Origin of the sequence: Streptosporangium sp. NPDC051023 (genome assembly GCF_040689595.1) — a bacterium.
Taxonomy (GTDB): domain Bacteria; phylum Actinomycetota; class Actinomycetes; order Streptosporangiales; family Streptosporangiaceae; genus Streptosporangium.
Window position 1 is genome coordinate 11,371 of the sequence record NZ_JBFBCE010000090.1, and the last position, 15,459, is coordinate 26,829.

Annotated in this window: 15 protein-coding genes; 12 read left to right on the plus strand and 3 right to left on the minus strand. The window is 70.6% G+C overall.

Annotation, left to right across the window (positions count from 1 at the left end; all coding sequences use genetic code 11):
• Window positions 1–349 precede the first annotated feature (349 nt).
• The 11 genes from AB0395_RS39015 to AB0395_RS39065 all read left to right on the plus strand — a co-directional run bounded on the left by AB0395_RS39015 (window position 350) and on the right by AB0395_RS39065 (window position 12,143).
• Window positions 350–2,227 (plus strand): GMC family oxidoreductase N-terminal domain-containing protein, encoded by a 1,878-nt coding sequence (locus AB0395_RS39015; RefSeq protein WP_366290308.1) that lies wholly within the window; start codon window positions 350–352, stop codon window positions 2,225–2,227.
• 1 nt (window position 2,228) lies between these two features.
• On the plus strand, window positions 2,229–2,750 hold the full coding sequence (locus AB0395_RS39020; RefSeq protein ID WP_366290311.1) for a VOC family protein: 522 nt from the start codon (window positions 2,229–2,231) through the stop codon (window positions 2,748–2,750).
• Window positions 2,738–3,712, plus strand: coding sequence for a hypothetical protein (locus AB0395_RS39025; RefSeq protein ID WP_366290313.1), 975 nt, complete (start codon window positions 2,738–2,740; stop codon window positions 3,710–3,712). The genes AB0395_RS39020 and AB0395_RS39025 overlap by 13 nt, the downstream gene beginning before the upstream one ends.
• Window positions 3,713–3,717: 5 nt before the next feature.
• Complete coding sequence (locus tag AB0395_RS39030; RefSeq protein ID WP_366290315.1) at window positions 3,718–3,981, plus strand: acyl carrier protein; 264 nt, start codon at window positions 3,718–3,720, stop codon at window positions 3,979–3,981.
• 62 nt (window positions 3,982–4,043) lie between these two features.
• Window positions 4,044–4,973 carry a hypothetical protein gene (locus AB0395_RS39035; protein WP_366290318.1) on the plus strand — a complete coding sequence of 310 codons (930 nt, stop codon included), beginning with the start codon at window positions 4,044–4,046 and terminating at the stop codon, window positions 4,971–4,973.
• Complete coding sequence (locus AB0395_RS39040; RefSeq protein WP_366290321.1) at window positions 4,964–5,977, plus strand: DUF1839 family protein; 1,014 nt, start codon at window positions 4,964–4,966, stop codon at window positions 5,975–5,977. Before AB0395_RS39035 ends, AB0395_RS39040 begins: the two co-directional genes overlap by 10 nt.
• Window positions 5,967–7,160 (plus strand): acyl-CoA dehydrogenase family protein, encoded by a 1,194-nt coding sequence (locus AB0395_RS39045; protein WP_366290324.1) that lies wholly within the window; start codon window positions 5,967–5,969, stop codon window positions 7,158–7,160. The genes AB0395_RS39040 and AB0395_RS39045 overlap by 11 nt, the downstream gene beginning before the upstream one ends.
• The gene (locus AB0395_RS39050; RefSeq protein ID WP_366290327.1) at window positions 7,157–9,661 is read left to right on the plus strand and encodes a hypothetical protein; all 2,505 of its coding nucleotides are present in this window, start codon (window positions 7,157–7,159) and stop codon (window positions 9,659–9,661) included. Before AB0395_RS39045 ends, AB0395_RS39050 begins: the two co-directional genes overlap by 4 nt.
• Before the next feature lie 265 nt (window positions 9,662–9,926).
• On the plus strand, window positions 9,927–10,091 hold the full coding sequence (locus tag AB0395_RS39055) for a hypothetical protein (protein WP_366290330.1): 165 nt from the start codon (window positions 9,927–9,929) through the stop codon (window positions 10,089–10,091).
• Between the two features lie 67 nt (window positions 10,092–10,158).
• On the plus strand, window positions 10,159–11,151 hold the full coding sequence (locus AB0395_RS39060) for an MvdC/MvdD family ATP grasp protein (protein ID WP_366290333.1): 993 nt from the start codon (window positions 10,159–10,161) through the stop codon (window positions 11,149–11,151).
• On the plus strand, window positions 11,148–12,143 hold the full coding sequence (locus tag AB0395_RS39065) for a TIGR04500 family putative peptide maturation system protein (RefSeq protein ID WP_366290336.1): 996 nt from the start codon (window positions 11,148–11,150) through the stop codon (window positions 12,141–12,143). The genes AB0395_RS39060 and AB0395_RS39065 overlap by 4 nt, the downstream gene beginning before the upstream one ends.
• A gap of 194 nt (window positions 12,144–12,337) precedes the next feature.
• Here the strand turns inward: AB0395_RS39065 and AB0395_RS39070 are convergent, their stop codons facing one another.
• From AB0395_RS39070 to AB0395_RS39080, 3 genes are all read right to left on the minus strand, one after another.
• The gene (locus tag AB0395_RS39070) at window positions 12,338–12,556 is read right to left on the minus strand and encodes a hypothetical protein (protein WP_366290339.1); all 219 of its coding nucleotides are present in this window, start codon (window positions 12,554–12,556) and stop codon (window positions 12,338–12,340) included.
• 150 nt (window positions 12,557–12,706) lie between these two features.
• A complete protein-coding gene (locus AB0395_RS39075) occupies window positions 12,707–13,453 on the minus strand; it encodes a 3-oxoacyl-ACP reductase family protein (protein WP_366290342.1) in 747 nt (248 codons plus the stop codon).
• Between the two features lie 84 nt (window positions 13,454–13,537).
• Window positions 13,538–14,446 (minus strand): EamA family transporter, encoded by a 909-nt coding sequence (locus tag AB0395_RS39080; RefSeq protein WP_366290345.1) that lies wholly within the window; start codon window positions 14,444–14,446, stop codon window positions 13,538–13,540.
• 74 nt (window positions 14,447–14,520) lie between these two features.
• Between AB0395_RS39080 and AB0395_RS39085 the strand changes: the two genes are divergently transcribed.
• Window positions 14,521–15,450, plus strand: a complete 930-nt coding sequence (locus tag AB0395_RS39085; protein ID WP_366290348.1) for a LysR family transcriptional regulator — start codon at window positions 14,521–14,523, stop codon at window positions 15,448–15,450.
• Window positions 15,451–15,459: the final 9 nt, after the last annotated feature.

Consider the following 15,459-nt stretch of genomic DNA (forward strand, 5'->3'; position numbering starts at 1 on the left):
CCGCGGTAGTCGAGTAGCAGCGTGCCCTCACTGCGCATGCGGCAAAAGCAGGTTTGGGGCTCAGGGGAGAAAATAACCCCTCTCGCTCGAATTCCGTGCGCCGAGGTTTCGTCAGGCTTCGGTAAAAGCGGGTTTGGGGCTCAGCGGAAAGAAAATAACCTCCATCGCTCGAATTCTGTGCGCCGAGGTTTCCCGTCAGGCGTCGGCACCGTTTCGAAAGCGGGGTATGGCGCTGATGGGCGTGGCACAGACAGTCGGTCGTGTACTCACCGAAGCCCAGCTCCAGGCGCTGGTGGCGCTGTGTGACACGTTTGTCCCGGCATTCGAGAGCGATTCCGCGGATCCGGCTGTGCGTGCGTTCATGCGGCGGAGCGCCGGCGACCTCGGCGTCCCGTGGGAGATCGAGGCTCTGCTTCCCACCGTGCTGAGCGCCGGGCAACTCGCGGGAGCGCAGCGGTTCCTCGACGGGCTCACGCGACGCGCGTTCCACGAGCAGTCGTTGCCGCAGCGCGCTCGGACGCTCGCGCTCGCCTGGGACAGGGGCCCGGACGTCAAGCGGAGGCTGCAGCAGGTCAAGATCCTCACGTTGCTGCTCTTCTACGCGCTCACCGACGAGACCGGCCGTAACCCGAACTGGCCCGCGATCGGCTACCCCGGTCCGGTGACGCGGCCGCCGACGGCCGCCAGGGCGCCGAAGACGATCGCGACACTGTCCGCGAGCAACCTGCCCGCGACGCTCGATGTCGACGTCTGCGTCGTCGGCTCCGGTCCGGGCGGCGCGGTCGTCGCGGCGCGCTGTGCACAGGCGGGCCTCTCGGTCATCGTCCTCGAGGCGGGCGGCTATCACAACGAGCAGGACTTCCGGCAGCTCGAGCTTGCCGGTCTGCGGCAGCTGTACCTCGGCGGCGGGCTGATGACGTCCGAGAGCGGCTCGATCGCGGTGCTCGCAGGCTCGACGCTCGGCGGCGGCAGCGTGAGTAACTACATGAGCTGCATCCGCACCCCCGACGCGATCCGCGAGGAGTGGGCGCGGCTCGGCGTCGCCGACATCGGCGCCGACGACTTCCCGGCACGCCACCTCGATCCGGTGTGCGAGCGCCTCGCGATCAATGTCGAGGCGACACGTGCGAACGGCACCCACAAGCGGTTGCGCGACGGGCTCGACGCGCTGGGCCTTGAGCATCGCGTCATCACGCGCAACGCCGAGCTTCACGACGATGCGCGCTACTGCGGCTACTGCGGTTTCGGTTGCCAGCAGGGCCTCAAGCTCTCGATGCTCAAGACCTACCTCCAGGACGCCTCCGACGCGGGTGCGCGGACGATCGTCAACTGCTGGGCGCGGGGCGTGCTGTCCGCGGGCGGACGGGCACGCGGAATCGAGGCCGTCCTCGCGGACGGCGACGGTTCCCGGCGCAGGCTGATCGTGAACGCGCGCGCGGTCGTCGTCGCCGCGGGCGCCGTCGAGTCGCCCGCGCTCCTGTTGCGCTCCGGTGTGGGGGGTCCGGCGGTCGGCCGTTACCTGCGCGTCCAGCCCGCGTTCAGCGTCGCCGGTGTCTACGACGAGCCCGTCCAGGCCTGGATCGGCCAGGCACAGTCGCTTGTCTGCGAGTCGTTTCGCGACGTCGTCGACGGGCACGGCTTCCTCATCGAGGGGCTCGGTGTGTTCCCCGGTTTCTGGGCGGCGGGCGTCGGCTGGGAGGACGGGCGGCGCCACAAGGAGGAGATGCTCCGCCTGCCGCGGACCGCGTCGTTCGTGAGTTTCATCCGCGACCACGGCGCGGGCGAGGTCGTCATCGATGAGCGCGGTCGCTCGGTCGTGCGCTGGGATCTCGACGATCCTGTTGACCGTGAGCTCGCCGTACGCGCACACATCGAGACCGCTCGTGTCCACGCGGCGGCGGGCGCCGCTGAGATCTACACCCTGCACGGCAAGCCCGCGCGCTGGCGGCGCGGCGAGGACTTTGAGGCCTATGCCGAGCGACTGCGCGCGGCGTCCTACGGCACGAACGACATCCTCTACTTCACCGCGCACCAGATGGGGACGTGCCGGATGGGAACCGATCCGCTGACCTCGGTCGCCGACGGGCGGGGTGAGTTGCACGACCTGCCGGGTGCCTGGATCGGCGACGGGTCGGCGTTTCCGACCGCGCCGGGGGTCAACCCCATGATCACGATCATGGCGCTCGCGCACCGCACCTCCGATCACCTGCTCGAGAGCCTGAGCTGAGATGGGCGAGATGTTCGACACCGGGACGGCGTGCCCGGACGCCATCGGGATCGGCGCCGCGGCAAGCGAGACGGTTCTCGGCGCGGGCGACGGGGCGGCCGCCGCGCTGTTCGCGCACGGCGTGCCGTACCGCTTCCACCATCTCGGAGTGCGCGTGCCGAGCGACCGCGCGGCGCGTCGGGTGATGCGGGACCTCGGGCTGACCGCCGCCTGGGTCAACGACCTCGACGACCATGCCTGCAGATGTCATTTCTGCCCCGGCCCTGGGCTCGCGATCGAGCTTGTCGTGCCGCTGAGCGAGGCGTCTTCGACGAATGCGATCCCGCACGCGTTACACCACGTCGGCATCGAGGTCCCGAGAATGCTCGACGCCCAGCGGGTCCTCGGCGAAAGCGGATACGAGCTGACCGGCGAGCGGCCGCTGATGATCGTCGACCGCTATCTCGTGAACTTCGTACGGCCGCTGCGGCTCGGCTTCCTATTGGAGCTCGTCGAGGACCGGGAGTCGTCATGGGCGTGGTGAGCGGCACGGTGAGCAGCATGGGCGTGGTGAGCGGCATGGGCGTGGCGGCTGTCCACACCGGGTTCCAGCCACTCGCGACATGCCACTGGCAAGGCGTGGCGAACATCCTCGAGGCCCAGGGGCTTGCGGGAGCCGATCGCAAGGTCTGCCCGTCGTGGGGGTTCTCGTGGGACGGAAACTCGACGGTTCTGCGACGCGGCGACCGCTGGATCGAGACGCTCAACGCGACGCACGAGCTCGACGTCCGGCGAATGGACTTCGCAACCTGGGACGAGGCCGAGGCGGCCGAGCTCTCGATCGCCGAGCGGAAACTGGCGTTCGTCGCGGAGATCGACGCCTTCGAGGTCCACTCGGAGTACGCAGGGCGCGAGCACGTGGCCCACACCGTCGTCGTGCTCGACCGGCGACCGGACGCCGCGACGATCCTCGACACGATGAACCGCCCAGAGCCCGTCGTCGTCTCCGGCGAGCACTACCGCCGCATGCGCACGCACCCCTGTGTGGAGGCGCACCATCTCTACGTCTCGTCGCATCCGCCGCGGCGGGAGGCGACGCTGGAGGAGATCGCGGCGACGTTCGCCCGGTCGCTCGGGCGCCACTGGGCCGACGATCTCGCACGGTTCGACGCGTACCGCGCATGGCTGGGCGAGAACGGCGAGATGGCCGACGTCACCCGCGTCGGCGGCGAGCGGCTCTATCTCGCCGGGCTGTTCACGCTTCTCGGTGAGCTCGACGAGGCCTTCGGCGACGCCGCGCCGTCGTTCCTGTCGTTGTCGCGGCGGTGGTACCTCACGCACGGCCTCGCGATCAGTGCGGTGCCGGTGGCGGGTGGACGATCGCGCGAGGCGCGCGTTCGCCGGCTGCTGACCGACCTGCGCGCACGCGAGACCGAGCTGCACGGGCGCGTCTGGCCGGTGCTCGAGCGGTACGCGGCGACGACCACGACCCGGCACAGGAGGTGAGCTCGATGCACGCCGACACCATCGGCACCGCGATCAGGGATGTCCTGCGCGAGCACGGCAACGTCGATTCCGATGCCCTGGGTGAGGGCGACGACCTCTACCTCGCGGGAATGACCTCGTTCGCGAGCGTCAAGGTCATGCTCGCGCTCGAGGAACGTTTCGACGTCGAGTTCCTCGACGCGATGCTCAACCGCTCGACCTTCTCGACGATCGGCCACATCAGCGTGGCATTGCACGAACTGCTCGACGGCGACGCCCAAACCGTTTGAGGGGAAAGCGATATGACATGCCCTGTGTCAGCCTCAGGACTCGCCGGAAGGATGGCGCACCGGTGACCGTCTCCTCACAGCCCGCGCTCGACGGCCCGCGGCAGCGCGACCCGTTCCTCGTCGAGCTGGCCGAGCGCGACCTGCTCGTCGCGGGTCAGGCGCCCGGCGTTGACGCTCTCGGCGCCCCGGTCGAGCGTGTCGTGTCGCGGATGCACGCCGAGATCGGCGCGCTGCGCCGTGAGCAGCACGGCGCCACACTCCATTTTCCGCCGGTGCTCAGCCGCGCGACGCTCGAGCGCAGCGGTTACCTTGAGGGGTTCGCCCACCTCGCGGGCTCGATTCATGGCTTCGTCGGCGACGACGACGCCCACGCGAAGCTCGTCGACGAGCTCTCCAGTGGCGCCGACTGGGGCCATCACCAGGCGCTGAGCGACGCCGTTCTCGCGCCCGCCGTCTGCTACCACGTCTATCCCCTGCTTGCGGGAAGGCTGCCGCCGGGCGGTCGCGAGGTCAACGCGTTCTCCTACTGCTACCGCCACGAGGACACCGCAGAGGCGGGGCGCCTGCGGGCTTTCCGGGTTGAGGAGTTCGTCTGTGCGGGCGATCGCGCGACCTGCGAGCGCTGGCGGGAGGAATGGCTTGACCGCGGGAGCGCCTACCTGCGTGGGCTCGGCCTGACCGTCCGCCGGGAGCTCGCCGAAGATCCGTTCTTCGGCGCGGCGCGCCGGTTGCTCGGCGCCGACCAGCACCGGCGGCGCCTGAAGTACGAGCTGCAGGTTCCGCTGCGCGGCCGGTGGCTGGCGGTGTCGTCGTACAACCTGCACGACGATCACTTCGGCCGTCGCTTCGCGATCCGCCGCGACGACGGCGAGGTGGCCGAGACGGCGTGCGTCGGGTTCGGCCTCGAGCGCATCGCGCTGGCCCTCCTCGCCGAGCACGGCCTCGATCTCGACGCCTGGCCCGCCGACCTGCGAGGGCGACTGTGTCGCTGATCGCGGCTCGTAGCGGACCCGCGCCTGACGCCCACGTCCCGCACTGGCTACACGGCGGCGGGAACCTCGCGTGGCCTGTCTCCAACTGCTACGCGGACATGTGGATCGAGACGCTTCACTGGCTCGGCCTCGATCCCCGGCCCGCGCTTGTCGCGGCGCTCGCGTGCGACTTCGAGGGCGACCAGTGGACGCTCTTCAAGCCGCTGCCGGGTGATCTGTTCGCACTGTACGGGATCGACGTGGCCGAGCTGAACGTGTGGCGGTCGCTGCCCGAGCAGATCGCGGAGCAGCTCGCGGCGGGCCGCTTGCTGACGGTCGAGGTCGACGCCTTCCACCTGCCCGACACCGCGGGAACCAGCTATCGCACGCGCCATCAGAAGACGACGGTCGGCACGACCGCTGTCGATCGTGAGGCGCGGCACCTGCACTACTTCCACGACGCCGGCCACCACGTGCTCGCCGGTGATGACTACGACCGGGTGCTGACCTGGGGTGAGGCGGGCGACGAGCGGCTGCCGCCGTACGTCGAGATCATCAAGCTCGACCGGCTGCACGCGCCGCCGACGGCGGAGCTGCGCCTGCGCGCCGCCGCGCTGGCCCGCGAGCACCTCGACCGCCGGCCGCTCGCCAACCCCTACGAACGCGCCGCGGAGCACCATGACGCGGCCGTCGACGAGCTCGCCGCCGCGGGCGGGGATTTCGATGAGTACGTCTTCGCGGGGCTGCGCCAGGCAGGCGCCGCGAGCCAGTACGCGGCGGTGCTGCTGCGGTGGCTCGCCGCAGACCTCCCCGAGCTCGTGAGCCCGGCGGCGCTGTTCGACGAGCTCGCCCGCGGCGCGCATACGATGCTGCTGCGCACCGCACGCGCGGTCCGGCGGCGGCGTGTGGTCGCCGCGGCGCCGATCTGGTCCGAACTCGCCGACCTGTGGGGCCGGGCGACGTCCTCGCTCGACGCCGCGCTCCCGGCGGGGCCAACGCGACGGGAGCATTCGCGTGTGTGGTAGGCGCGCACTCCCGCTGAGCTCGCCCGCGCCGGTTCGCGGCCACTTTCTCGACGCCGTCCGCGCGATCGGCCGGGAGGTCGTCGCGCCGGCGGCCGCTGACGTCGACCGCGCCGCGCGCTTCCCGCGCGAGGCCGTCGACGCTCTGCGCGAGGCAGGCCTGCTCGGGATCATGGTGCCGCGCGCGGCGGGGGGTGGCGGCCTGGCACTGCGCGAGGGGCTCGCGATCGCGACCGAGCTCGCCCGGCACTGCGCCTCGACGGCCATGATCTGGTCGATGCACCAGATCCAGGTCGCCTGCCTCGCACGGCACGGTGGCGACAGCGCGCAGCTCGCCGAAGCGCTGCGGGAGGTCGCTCACGGGGGCATCCTGCTCGGGTCGGCGACGTCCGAGGCCGGGATCGGCGGCGGTCTGCGCCAGAGTTCCGCCGCTGTGCGGCGCGATGGCGACGCCTGCTCGTTGGCGAAGAGCGCGCCGACCGTCTCCTACGGGTTCGAGGCGGACGCGCTGCTGATCACCGCGCGCCGGGAGTCCGACGCGCCGCCGACGGACCAGGTGCTCGCGCTCGTGCGCCGTGAGCAGATGCGGCTGACACCTCGCTCACGGTGGGACACGCTCGGCATGCGCGGCACATGCAGTCCGGGCTTCGACATCGAGGCCGACTTCCCCGTCCAGCAGATCCTGCCGATCCCGTTCGGGCAGGTCGCGTCGCAGACGATGGTTCCCTACTCGCACCTGCTGTGGGCGGCGTGCTGGATCGGCATCGCGTCGGACGCGCTCGAGCGGGCGCGTGCGTTCGCGCGCAGGCAGGCGTTGGCCTCGAAGGCCCTCCCGGCGACGCTTCTCGCGCGGCTCACCGACATCGACCGCTGCGTTCACCTCATGCACGGGAGCCTCGCCCGTGGTCTCGCGATCCACGAGTTCGAGTCGTCCGACGGGTCGGCCGCCACGGAGAGCTTCGGCGCCGCGATCGATCTCAACGCGGTGAAGCTCAGCTGCTCGGAGCTTGTCGTGGAGGCGGTGTCCGGGGCGCTCGCGGTCTGCGGGATGGCCGGCTACTCGGAGAGCTCGCCGTTCAGCGTCGCCCGTCACCTGCGCGATGCGTACTCCGCCTCGCTCATGATCGCCAACGACCGCCTGCTGGCCGCGAGCGGCGCGCATCTGCTGACACGCAGCGCGCGATGACGCCGATGTGCGAGCGCTTCCCGCTCACCGAAGGATGGAGCGCGACGGGGGTCCCGGCCGGTGCCGTCAACGAACCGCGGGCACTCGACCGCCAGACCGGCACGTGGGAGGCGGCACCTGTTCCGGGTACGGTCGCCGAGACGTTCCGCGGCCTTCCCGCGGACGCGATCGACGGCCGGGACTGGTGGTACCGGGTCACGTTCGCGCTCAGTCCGATCGCGGACGGTGAACGCCTGACGCTCTGCCTCGACGGGCTCGCGACACTCGCCGACGTCTGGTTCAACGGCGTCCACGTGCTCACGTCGCGTTCGATGTTCCGCGCCCATCGCGTTGACATCCGCGAGCTGGCACGGACGGAGAACGATCTCGCCATCCGCTTCTCCTCGCTGCACGCCCTGCTCAGCAGGCGTCGGCCGCGCCCGCGCTGGCGGACCCGGCTCGTGGAGCACCAGGGGCTGCGCTTCGTCCGGACGTCGCTGCTCGGGCGGATGCCGGGCTGGTCGGCCCGCCATCCCGCCGTCGGCCCGTGGCGCCCTGTGGCGATCGAGCGCTGGCGTCCGCCGCGGCTGCGCGAGCGCCGGATCGCGACGGTCGTGTCGGAGACCTCGGCCCGCGTCGACGTCGCGATCACGCTCGACGTAGACGCCATGGCGCACGCCGAGATCAAGGGCGCCGTCGCGCTGTGCGGCGTGCAGGCGGCGTGCGGCTGGGCGCCGCTGGGCGCCGAAACCCTCGTCGGCACGGCGACGATCGAGGTCCCGCGGCCCGCGCGCTGGTGGCCGCACACGCATGGTGCACAGCCGCTGCACCGGCTCTCCGCGACGCTCACGACGGGGAGCTCGACGCAGGGGATGACGCTCGACCTCGGTCATGTCGGCCTGCGTTCGCTCACCGTCGACCGCGCTGACGAGGGCTTCGCGCTGCGCGTCAACGACGTGGACGTCTTCTGCCGCGGCGCCTGCTGGACGCCGCTGCACCCGGTCTCCCTGCGCGCAACCGAGGCGGAGTACCGCGCGGCGCTCGAAGCCGCCCGCGACGCCGGGATGAACATGGTGCGGATCGCGGGCCCGACCGTTTACGAGGACGACGCGTTCTTCGACGTATGCGATGAGCTCGGCATCCTCGTCTGGCAGGACTTCATGTTCGCGAGCCTCGACTACCCGGTCGACGACGGGGAGCTGCGCGCCGAGATCGAGGCCGAGTCCCGCCAGGAGCTGCTGCGCTGGCAGGGACGGCCGTCGCTCGCGGTGCTCTGCGGCGGCAGCGAGCTCGAGCAGCAGCCCGCGATGCTCGGGGCGCCGCCGGAGGTTTGGGCGCGCCCGCCGATCGCCGAGCTGCTCGCCCGCCCATGCGCCGAGCTGCTCGGCGAGGTGCCGTTCTGGCCCAGCACCCCGCACGGCGGCGTGTTTCCGTTCAGCCTTGACGCCGGAACGGCCCACTACTACGGCGTCGGCGCGTACCTGCGCGGTCTCGACGACCTGCGCCGCAGCGCGGTGCGCTTCGCGACCGAGTGCCTCGCGGTCGCGCAGGTCCCCGAGGACCCGCCGACGAAGGCCGGGCGCCGCGTGTCTGCGGCGGCGATCGGCGACGCCGCCTGGAAGGCCGCGGTGCCGCGCGACGCGGGGGCGGGGTGGGACTTCGACGATGTCCGCGACCACTACCTGGCCCGGCTGTACGGGATCGACCCGCTGCGCTGCCGCTACGAGGACCCACAGCGCTACCTCGAGCTCAGCCGGACCGTCCCCGGTGAGCTGATGACGGCCGCGTTCTCTGAGTGGCGGCGGTCGCGATCGATGTGCCGGGGCGGGCTCGTCTGGTTCCTGCAGGATCTCGAGCCGGGCGCGGGCTGGGGGATCCGCGACGCCTGGGGCCGTCCGAAGGCGGCGTACTTCTACCTGCGCCGCGTGCTGGCGCCCGTGACGGTCGTGGTGACCGACGAGGGGCTGAACGGCCTTGACGCCCACGTCGTCAACGAACGCGACGAGCCGCTCGAGGCCGAGCTGGCGCTCGCGCTGCACGATTTCGCCGGGGCCCGGGCGCGCGGTGCCGGCACCTGCCTGACGATCGCGGCGCGGGGATGCACGACGCTCCGGCTCGACACGCTACTGCCCGGCTTCACCGACCTCACGCACGCCTACCGCTTCGGACCCGCAGGGCACGACGTCGCCGTCGTCTCGCTGCGCCGCGCCGGCGGGAGCATGATCGCCGAGGCCTGGCACTTCCCAGGCCCCCGGCTGGCGCCGCTGCGCCCGGAGGTCGGCCTCGGCGGACGCTGCGAACGCCTCTCGCCGGGAGAGTCGATCATTCACCTCGAGACGCGTGACTTCGCGCAGGCGGTGACCCTGACGTCCGACGAGTTCGAGCCCGCGGACAGCTACTTCCACATGCCGCCGGCGAGTCGGCGCGGTGTGACGCTGCGTGCCCGCGAACCCGGCCGTCCGGGCACCGTCGTCCTCCGGTCGCTGAACTCGCGCGCCGCCGTGCGCATCGGCGTGGACTGACGTGACGGTGCGCCGCCCGGAAACACGGTTTTTCGCGCTGAGCCGCGATTTCGCCGCGGGATCGGTGCCGTGGTCGTCTCAAGGCATTGTTTTCGACTATCTCATCGGTTCTCTTTGCCGGGATAAATATGAGATGTGCTCATAATTGGTGCCCGATGATGGAATGCCGACGTTCAGCCAAGATCCAAGTTGCCTCCAAGTCGTCTACAAGATCACGAGCGAAAGATCGGTCGCACTGAAGTGAGACGTGGAAGGAGGTGTGGAAATGACTGTTCGTATCGATGACCTGGACGGCGTCGCGGAGCTTTCCGATGACGTGCTGGGCGCCGTGGTCGGTGGCCGTGAGCCGATGACCCCCCCGACCCCCAAGTTGTCCTCTTCTCTCGGCAACGGGACGAAGGGCGACCCGCTGCCTGACACTTCCACCTGAGGGTGACCGGGAGGTGCCCGTACGGCCGGCCGTACGGGCGCCACCTGTTTCCGACGCGGAGAATCCTTTGATCCTGATACTCAGCAGAAAAGAAGACCTGGCGGTCAACCTGGTCCTGCCCAAGCTCGCCGAACGGGGCGTCGAGGCGCTCTGGTGGGATCCGGGCGACTACCCCGCGGAGAGCCGGATCACCTCCCGCCTGACCGGCGGGCGGTGGCGGCACACGCTGGTGACGGGCGGCGTGGAGTACGACTCCTCGGTCTTCAGCGCCGTCTGGAACCGCAGGCCCTCCCGGCCGAAGGCGGCGGACGTCGTCGGGGACGCGACGCACCGCGACTACGCGGAGAAGGTGGCGCGCTTTCACCTCAACGGGTGGGAGGACGCCTTCGAAACCCGCTGGTTTCCCGCGCGCACCGCCGACGTGCTCCGCGCCCAGAACAAGCTGGTCAACCTCACGGCCGCCGTCAGGCTCGGCTTCACCGTGCCGGAGACGACCGTCACCAACGACCCCGAGGAACTCGTCGAGGCCTGGACGGAGGCGGAGGGGCGGCTGATCGCCAAGGAGGTCGAGTTCGTGGAGTTCGGGATCGACGGCACGGGCCACAACTTCTACACGACCCCGGTCTCCCGGCGGCACCTCACCGGCAGGAACCGCCTGGCTCATGCCCCCGCGATCCTGCAGCCCTATGTGGACAAGGCCGTCGAGCTGCGGATCACCGTCGTGGGTGACCGGGTCTTCACCGCGGAGATCCACTCCCAGGGATCGCGGGCGACCCGCCACGACTACCGCCACTACGAGGGCCACTTCTCCCAGTACGCCGTCCACGATCTGCCCGATGACCTGGAGCGGCGCTGCGTCGAACTGGTCGGCTCGCTGGGCCTGGCCTTCGGTTGCATCGATGTGATCCTCACCCCGGAAGGCGAGTACGTGTATCTGGAACTCAACCCCAGCGGCCAGTGGGGGTGGCTTGAGGAGTTCACCGACCTTCCCATCTCCGAGGCGATCGCCGACTGGCTCGTCGCGGGGGAACGGCGCGTCGGGCGGAAGGTGTCGGCATGACCGGGTTTTCCGAGACGCTCGCCGAGGCCGTCGAGCTGCTGCGCGGGCTGCCGCGCAGGCGGGAGGGCGTGCCGGAGGCCCGGGGGAGAGTCGCCGCCTGGCGTGCCAGGCGCCCCGAGGGCCGGGCCCAGCTCGTGGTGGACGTGCGCCCTGGCTCGCCGATCGTCGACTACGACCTGGTCCTCGACCATCCGGACGGCGGCGCCGTCGCCGTCACCGCGCCCGCCGAGGACGGCGTCCCGTGGACGGTCGAACACTCAACGCACTGGGCCGCGAGCAACGTGCTGTCCGTCGACGGTCAGCAGCTGTCGGTGCACACCGCCCTGCTCACCCTGCGGGCGCTCGCCGACCGCGACCGGACCGTGCACGACGACCTCATCGACTACTGCCTTCTCACGCTGGAGAGCTGGCAGGAGCCTGACCCCTCCCAGGAGGAGCTGCAGCTGGCCTCCGACGACTTCCGCAGGCACCGCGGCCTGCACAGCCGCGCCGACATGCTGCGCTGGCTCGAAGAGGTCGGCCTGACGCCCGGCGCCTACGACAACCACCTGCACTCGCTGGCCAAGATGCGTGGTTTCCGGGCCCGCAAGGAGGCGGAGTCGGCCGAGGCCTACTTCAAGGAGCACATCGCGGAGTTCGACCAGGTCTCGGCGGTGTGGGTGGTCGGGCCCGAGTCCCGGCTGGCCGAGCTGGCGGGGCACGATGATCCCTTCTCGGCGCTCGCGGAGGCGGTCGCCCATCCTGTGGGGGAGCTCACCGTCCACGTGGCCGACCGGGCGGCGTCCGAACTGCCCGCCCCGCTGCGCGAGGTGGAAGAGGGAGGAGTGGCCGGACCGGTGGCCTATCGGGACGGGTTCCTGTTCGGGGCCGTACGGCGCCGCAGTTCCGCGCGCCCGGACCCGGAGACGCTGGCCGCGGCGGGCAGGGCCGCGTTCTCGGCCTTCCTCGCCGAGCGGCGGGCGAAGGCGGAGATCGAGTGGTACTGGCTGTGAGATTCCGCCCTGGTTTCCGCTGCTGCCCACCCGCCCGCGTGCCGGACACGGTCGTCCTCCGGTCGCTGAACTCGCGCGCCGCCGTGCGCATCCGCGTGGACTGACGCGACGGTGCGCCGCTAACGGTGTTCGGCGGCGGTGTCCGGCAGATGGAACCAGACGGCGTTGCCCGTCTCGTCGTCGTGGTGGACGCCTCAGCGGGCCGAGAGCAGTTCGACCATGAACAGGCCGCGTCCACTGTCACTGTCGGTCGTCGCCGCCCGGACGAACGGCAGGCTGCCGTCCGACCCGTCGTCGATCACCTCGACATGAACCGTGCTGTCGCCGTGGTCCTTCGAGAGCGCCACGCACACCGTCACCGAGCCGTACGGCTCGCGACCCGAGGCGGGTTCGTCGAGCGCGGTGACATCCACGAGATGGTGAAGTCCCGACCGGAAAGGTACAGCGACGGGGGAGCCGAGTCCCTCGACCCGGATGACGTCGCAGAAGCCGCCTGGAGCTGTACTCCAGGCGTGACCGCTCCGAAGCGACGTTCACCGCGCTCGGCTGATGCCGGACCCGGGTCAGATGCCGAAGCCGCCGTCCACGTCGATCGTCGCCCCGGTCACGTACCGGCCGTCGTCACCGGAGAGGTACGCGACGGCCGCCGCGATCTCGGACGGCTCGCTGTACCGGCCGAGGGCGGTGAAGCCTCTGATCGTGTCCGCGTACGGGCCGTCGGCCGGGTTCAGGTCCGTGTCCGTCGCTCCGGGGTTCACGATGTTGACGGTGATCCCGCGCGGGCCCAGTTCGCGGGCCAGTCCCTTGGTCAGGCCGATGAGGGCGGTCTTGCTCATCGAGTACAGGGCCAAGCCGGGGAAGGGCACACGACCGGCCACGTTGCTGCCGATGTTGACGATCCGGCCGCCGTCGGTCATGTGGCCGATCGCGGCCCTCGACGCGAGGAACGGAGCCCGCACGTTGACCGCGATGGTGCTCTCGAACTCCTCAAGGCCGAGTTCCTCCGCCGGGCCGGTCAGATAGACCCCGGCGTTGTTGACCAGGATGTCCAGCCTGCCGAGTTCGGCGGCGACCCGGTCCACCGCCGCGGACACCGCCGCGGGGTCCGCGCTGTCCGCCTGTACGGCCAGCACGCGGCGTCCGATGCCCTTGATCCGCTCGACCACCTCGTCGGCCCGATCGGTGTTCCGCTGGTAGGTGAACGCCACGTCGGCGCCGTCCTCGGCCAGGCGCACCGCGACGGCCGCGCCGATGCCGCGGCTGCCGCCCGTGACCAGTGCCACCTTGCCGTCAAGATCGTTGTTGTTCATGCCGCTCAGCATCGCCGGTTCCTCTGGCCGCTGGCTGGCAGTGATCGGACCTCTCAATGACGCGGGCCGTGGACCCGGCCGTTCCTAGCGGGAGCCGGTGGGTTCCGGCCGCATGTCCGCCTGGCCCGTCTTCCCGGGGACGGCGGCCGTACGGCCCGCGGGACGGGTGCCCGCGTACAGGACGCCGCAGACGATGAGGGCGCCCGCGAGGAGTTTCACCGTGGAGATCGGCTCGCCGGTGAACAGGGCCGCGGAGGACATGCCGAAGACGGGGACCAGCAGGCTGTAGGGGGCCACGACCGAGGCGTCGTAGCGCCTGAGCAGGAACCCCCAGACGCCGAAGCCGCCCAGGGTCGAGATCAGCGCCACGTACAGCACGGACAGGGTTCCCTCGACGGAGAACGTCAGGTGGGGAACGCCTTCGAGGAGCAGGGACAGGCCGAACATGGGAAGGGCGGCCACCGCGCTCATCCAGACCGTGAAGCGGAGCGAGTCCGGCGGGGCGGCCTTTCTGACCGCGATGTTGCCCATGCCCCAGGCCAGGGCGGAGGCGACGACCAGGACGAACGCGCCGACCGGGCTGCCGTTGCCCAGGTTCAGGGCGATCAGGACCAGTCCGGCGAACGCGACGCCCATGCCGGTGATCCGGCGGGAGGTGATCCGCTCCTTGAGGAGGACCACCGCGAAGATCACGGTGAAGACCGCCTGGATCTGGACGACGAGCGAGGACAGGCCGGCGGGCATGCCTGCCCGCATGCCTACCAGCAGCAGGCCGTACTGTGTGACGCCGAGGGTGGCGCCCGCGGCGACGACCCACCGCCAGGGCGCTCTCGGGCCGCCGACGAACAGCAGGGCGGGGAAGGCCGCCAGGGTGAAGCGAAGCGTCACGTACAGCAGCGGCGGGAAGTGGCGTAACCCCGCCTGCATCACGACGAAGTTGAAACCCCAGACGGCGGCGAGGCCGACGGCCATGAGGAGATGACGGGTTCGCATCTCTTCATCCTTATTTGCAGTCATTATTCAGCACAAGCGAGTTTTTCTTGCCTTGGACGTTTAGGGTTGCTTATATGTTGGATCTCAACCGTCTCAAGGCCCTGCATGCCGTGGCCGTCTACGGATCGGTTGGCGCGGCGGCCGACGCGCTCATGGTGACCCCGTCCGCCGTGTCGCAACAGCTCGCCAAGCTCGAACGTGAGACCGGTGCGACGCTGCTCGAGCGCAACGGGCGCGGGGTGCGGCTGACGGACGCGGCCGGGTTGCTCGCCGACCACGCCGAGCGCATCCTCGCGCTGGTGGAGACCGCGGAGGCCGACTTCGAGGCGCTGCGGGGAGAGGTCGTCGGCCGGTTGAGCATCGGGGCGTTCCCCACGGCGGCGCGCGGACTGCTGCCCGCCGCGCTGTCCCACCTGCACAGGCGCCACCCCGACCTCAGACTCCAGCTTCACGAGCGGGAGCCGGAACGCCAGCTCCGCGAGGTGAGCAGGGGCGAGCTGGATCTCGCGGTGGTCCAGGACTGGGGGAACCGGCCGCTGGCCGTTCCCGAGGGATTGTCGAGGGCGCAGCTCTTCGACGACGTCGCCGACGCGATCCTGCCCGCCTCCCACCCCCTGGCCGACCGGTCGGAGATCGAGCTGTCCGAGCTGTCCGGAGAACAGTGGATCAGCTCCTCACCCGGCACGATCTGCCATGACTGGCTGGTCCACACCCTGCGCTCGGCCGAGTTCGAGCCCGACATCACCTGCATGGCGGATGAGTATCCGACCCATCTCGCCCTCGTCGCGGCCGGTCGGGGATGTGCCATCATCCCCCGCCTTGGTCGTGACTTCATTCCCGAGGGAGTGCGTGTCGTCCCGCTCAGGCCGAGACTCGTCCGTAAGATCTACGCGCTCTGGCGCACCGACGCGGCTCGCCGCCCGGCGATCCGGGCCGCCGTCGAGGCGCTCAGAACCGCCTCCGCCGCCCACCAGCAGCCGGTCGAGGACCACGCCGCCGGGTGAGGGATCGTC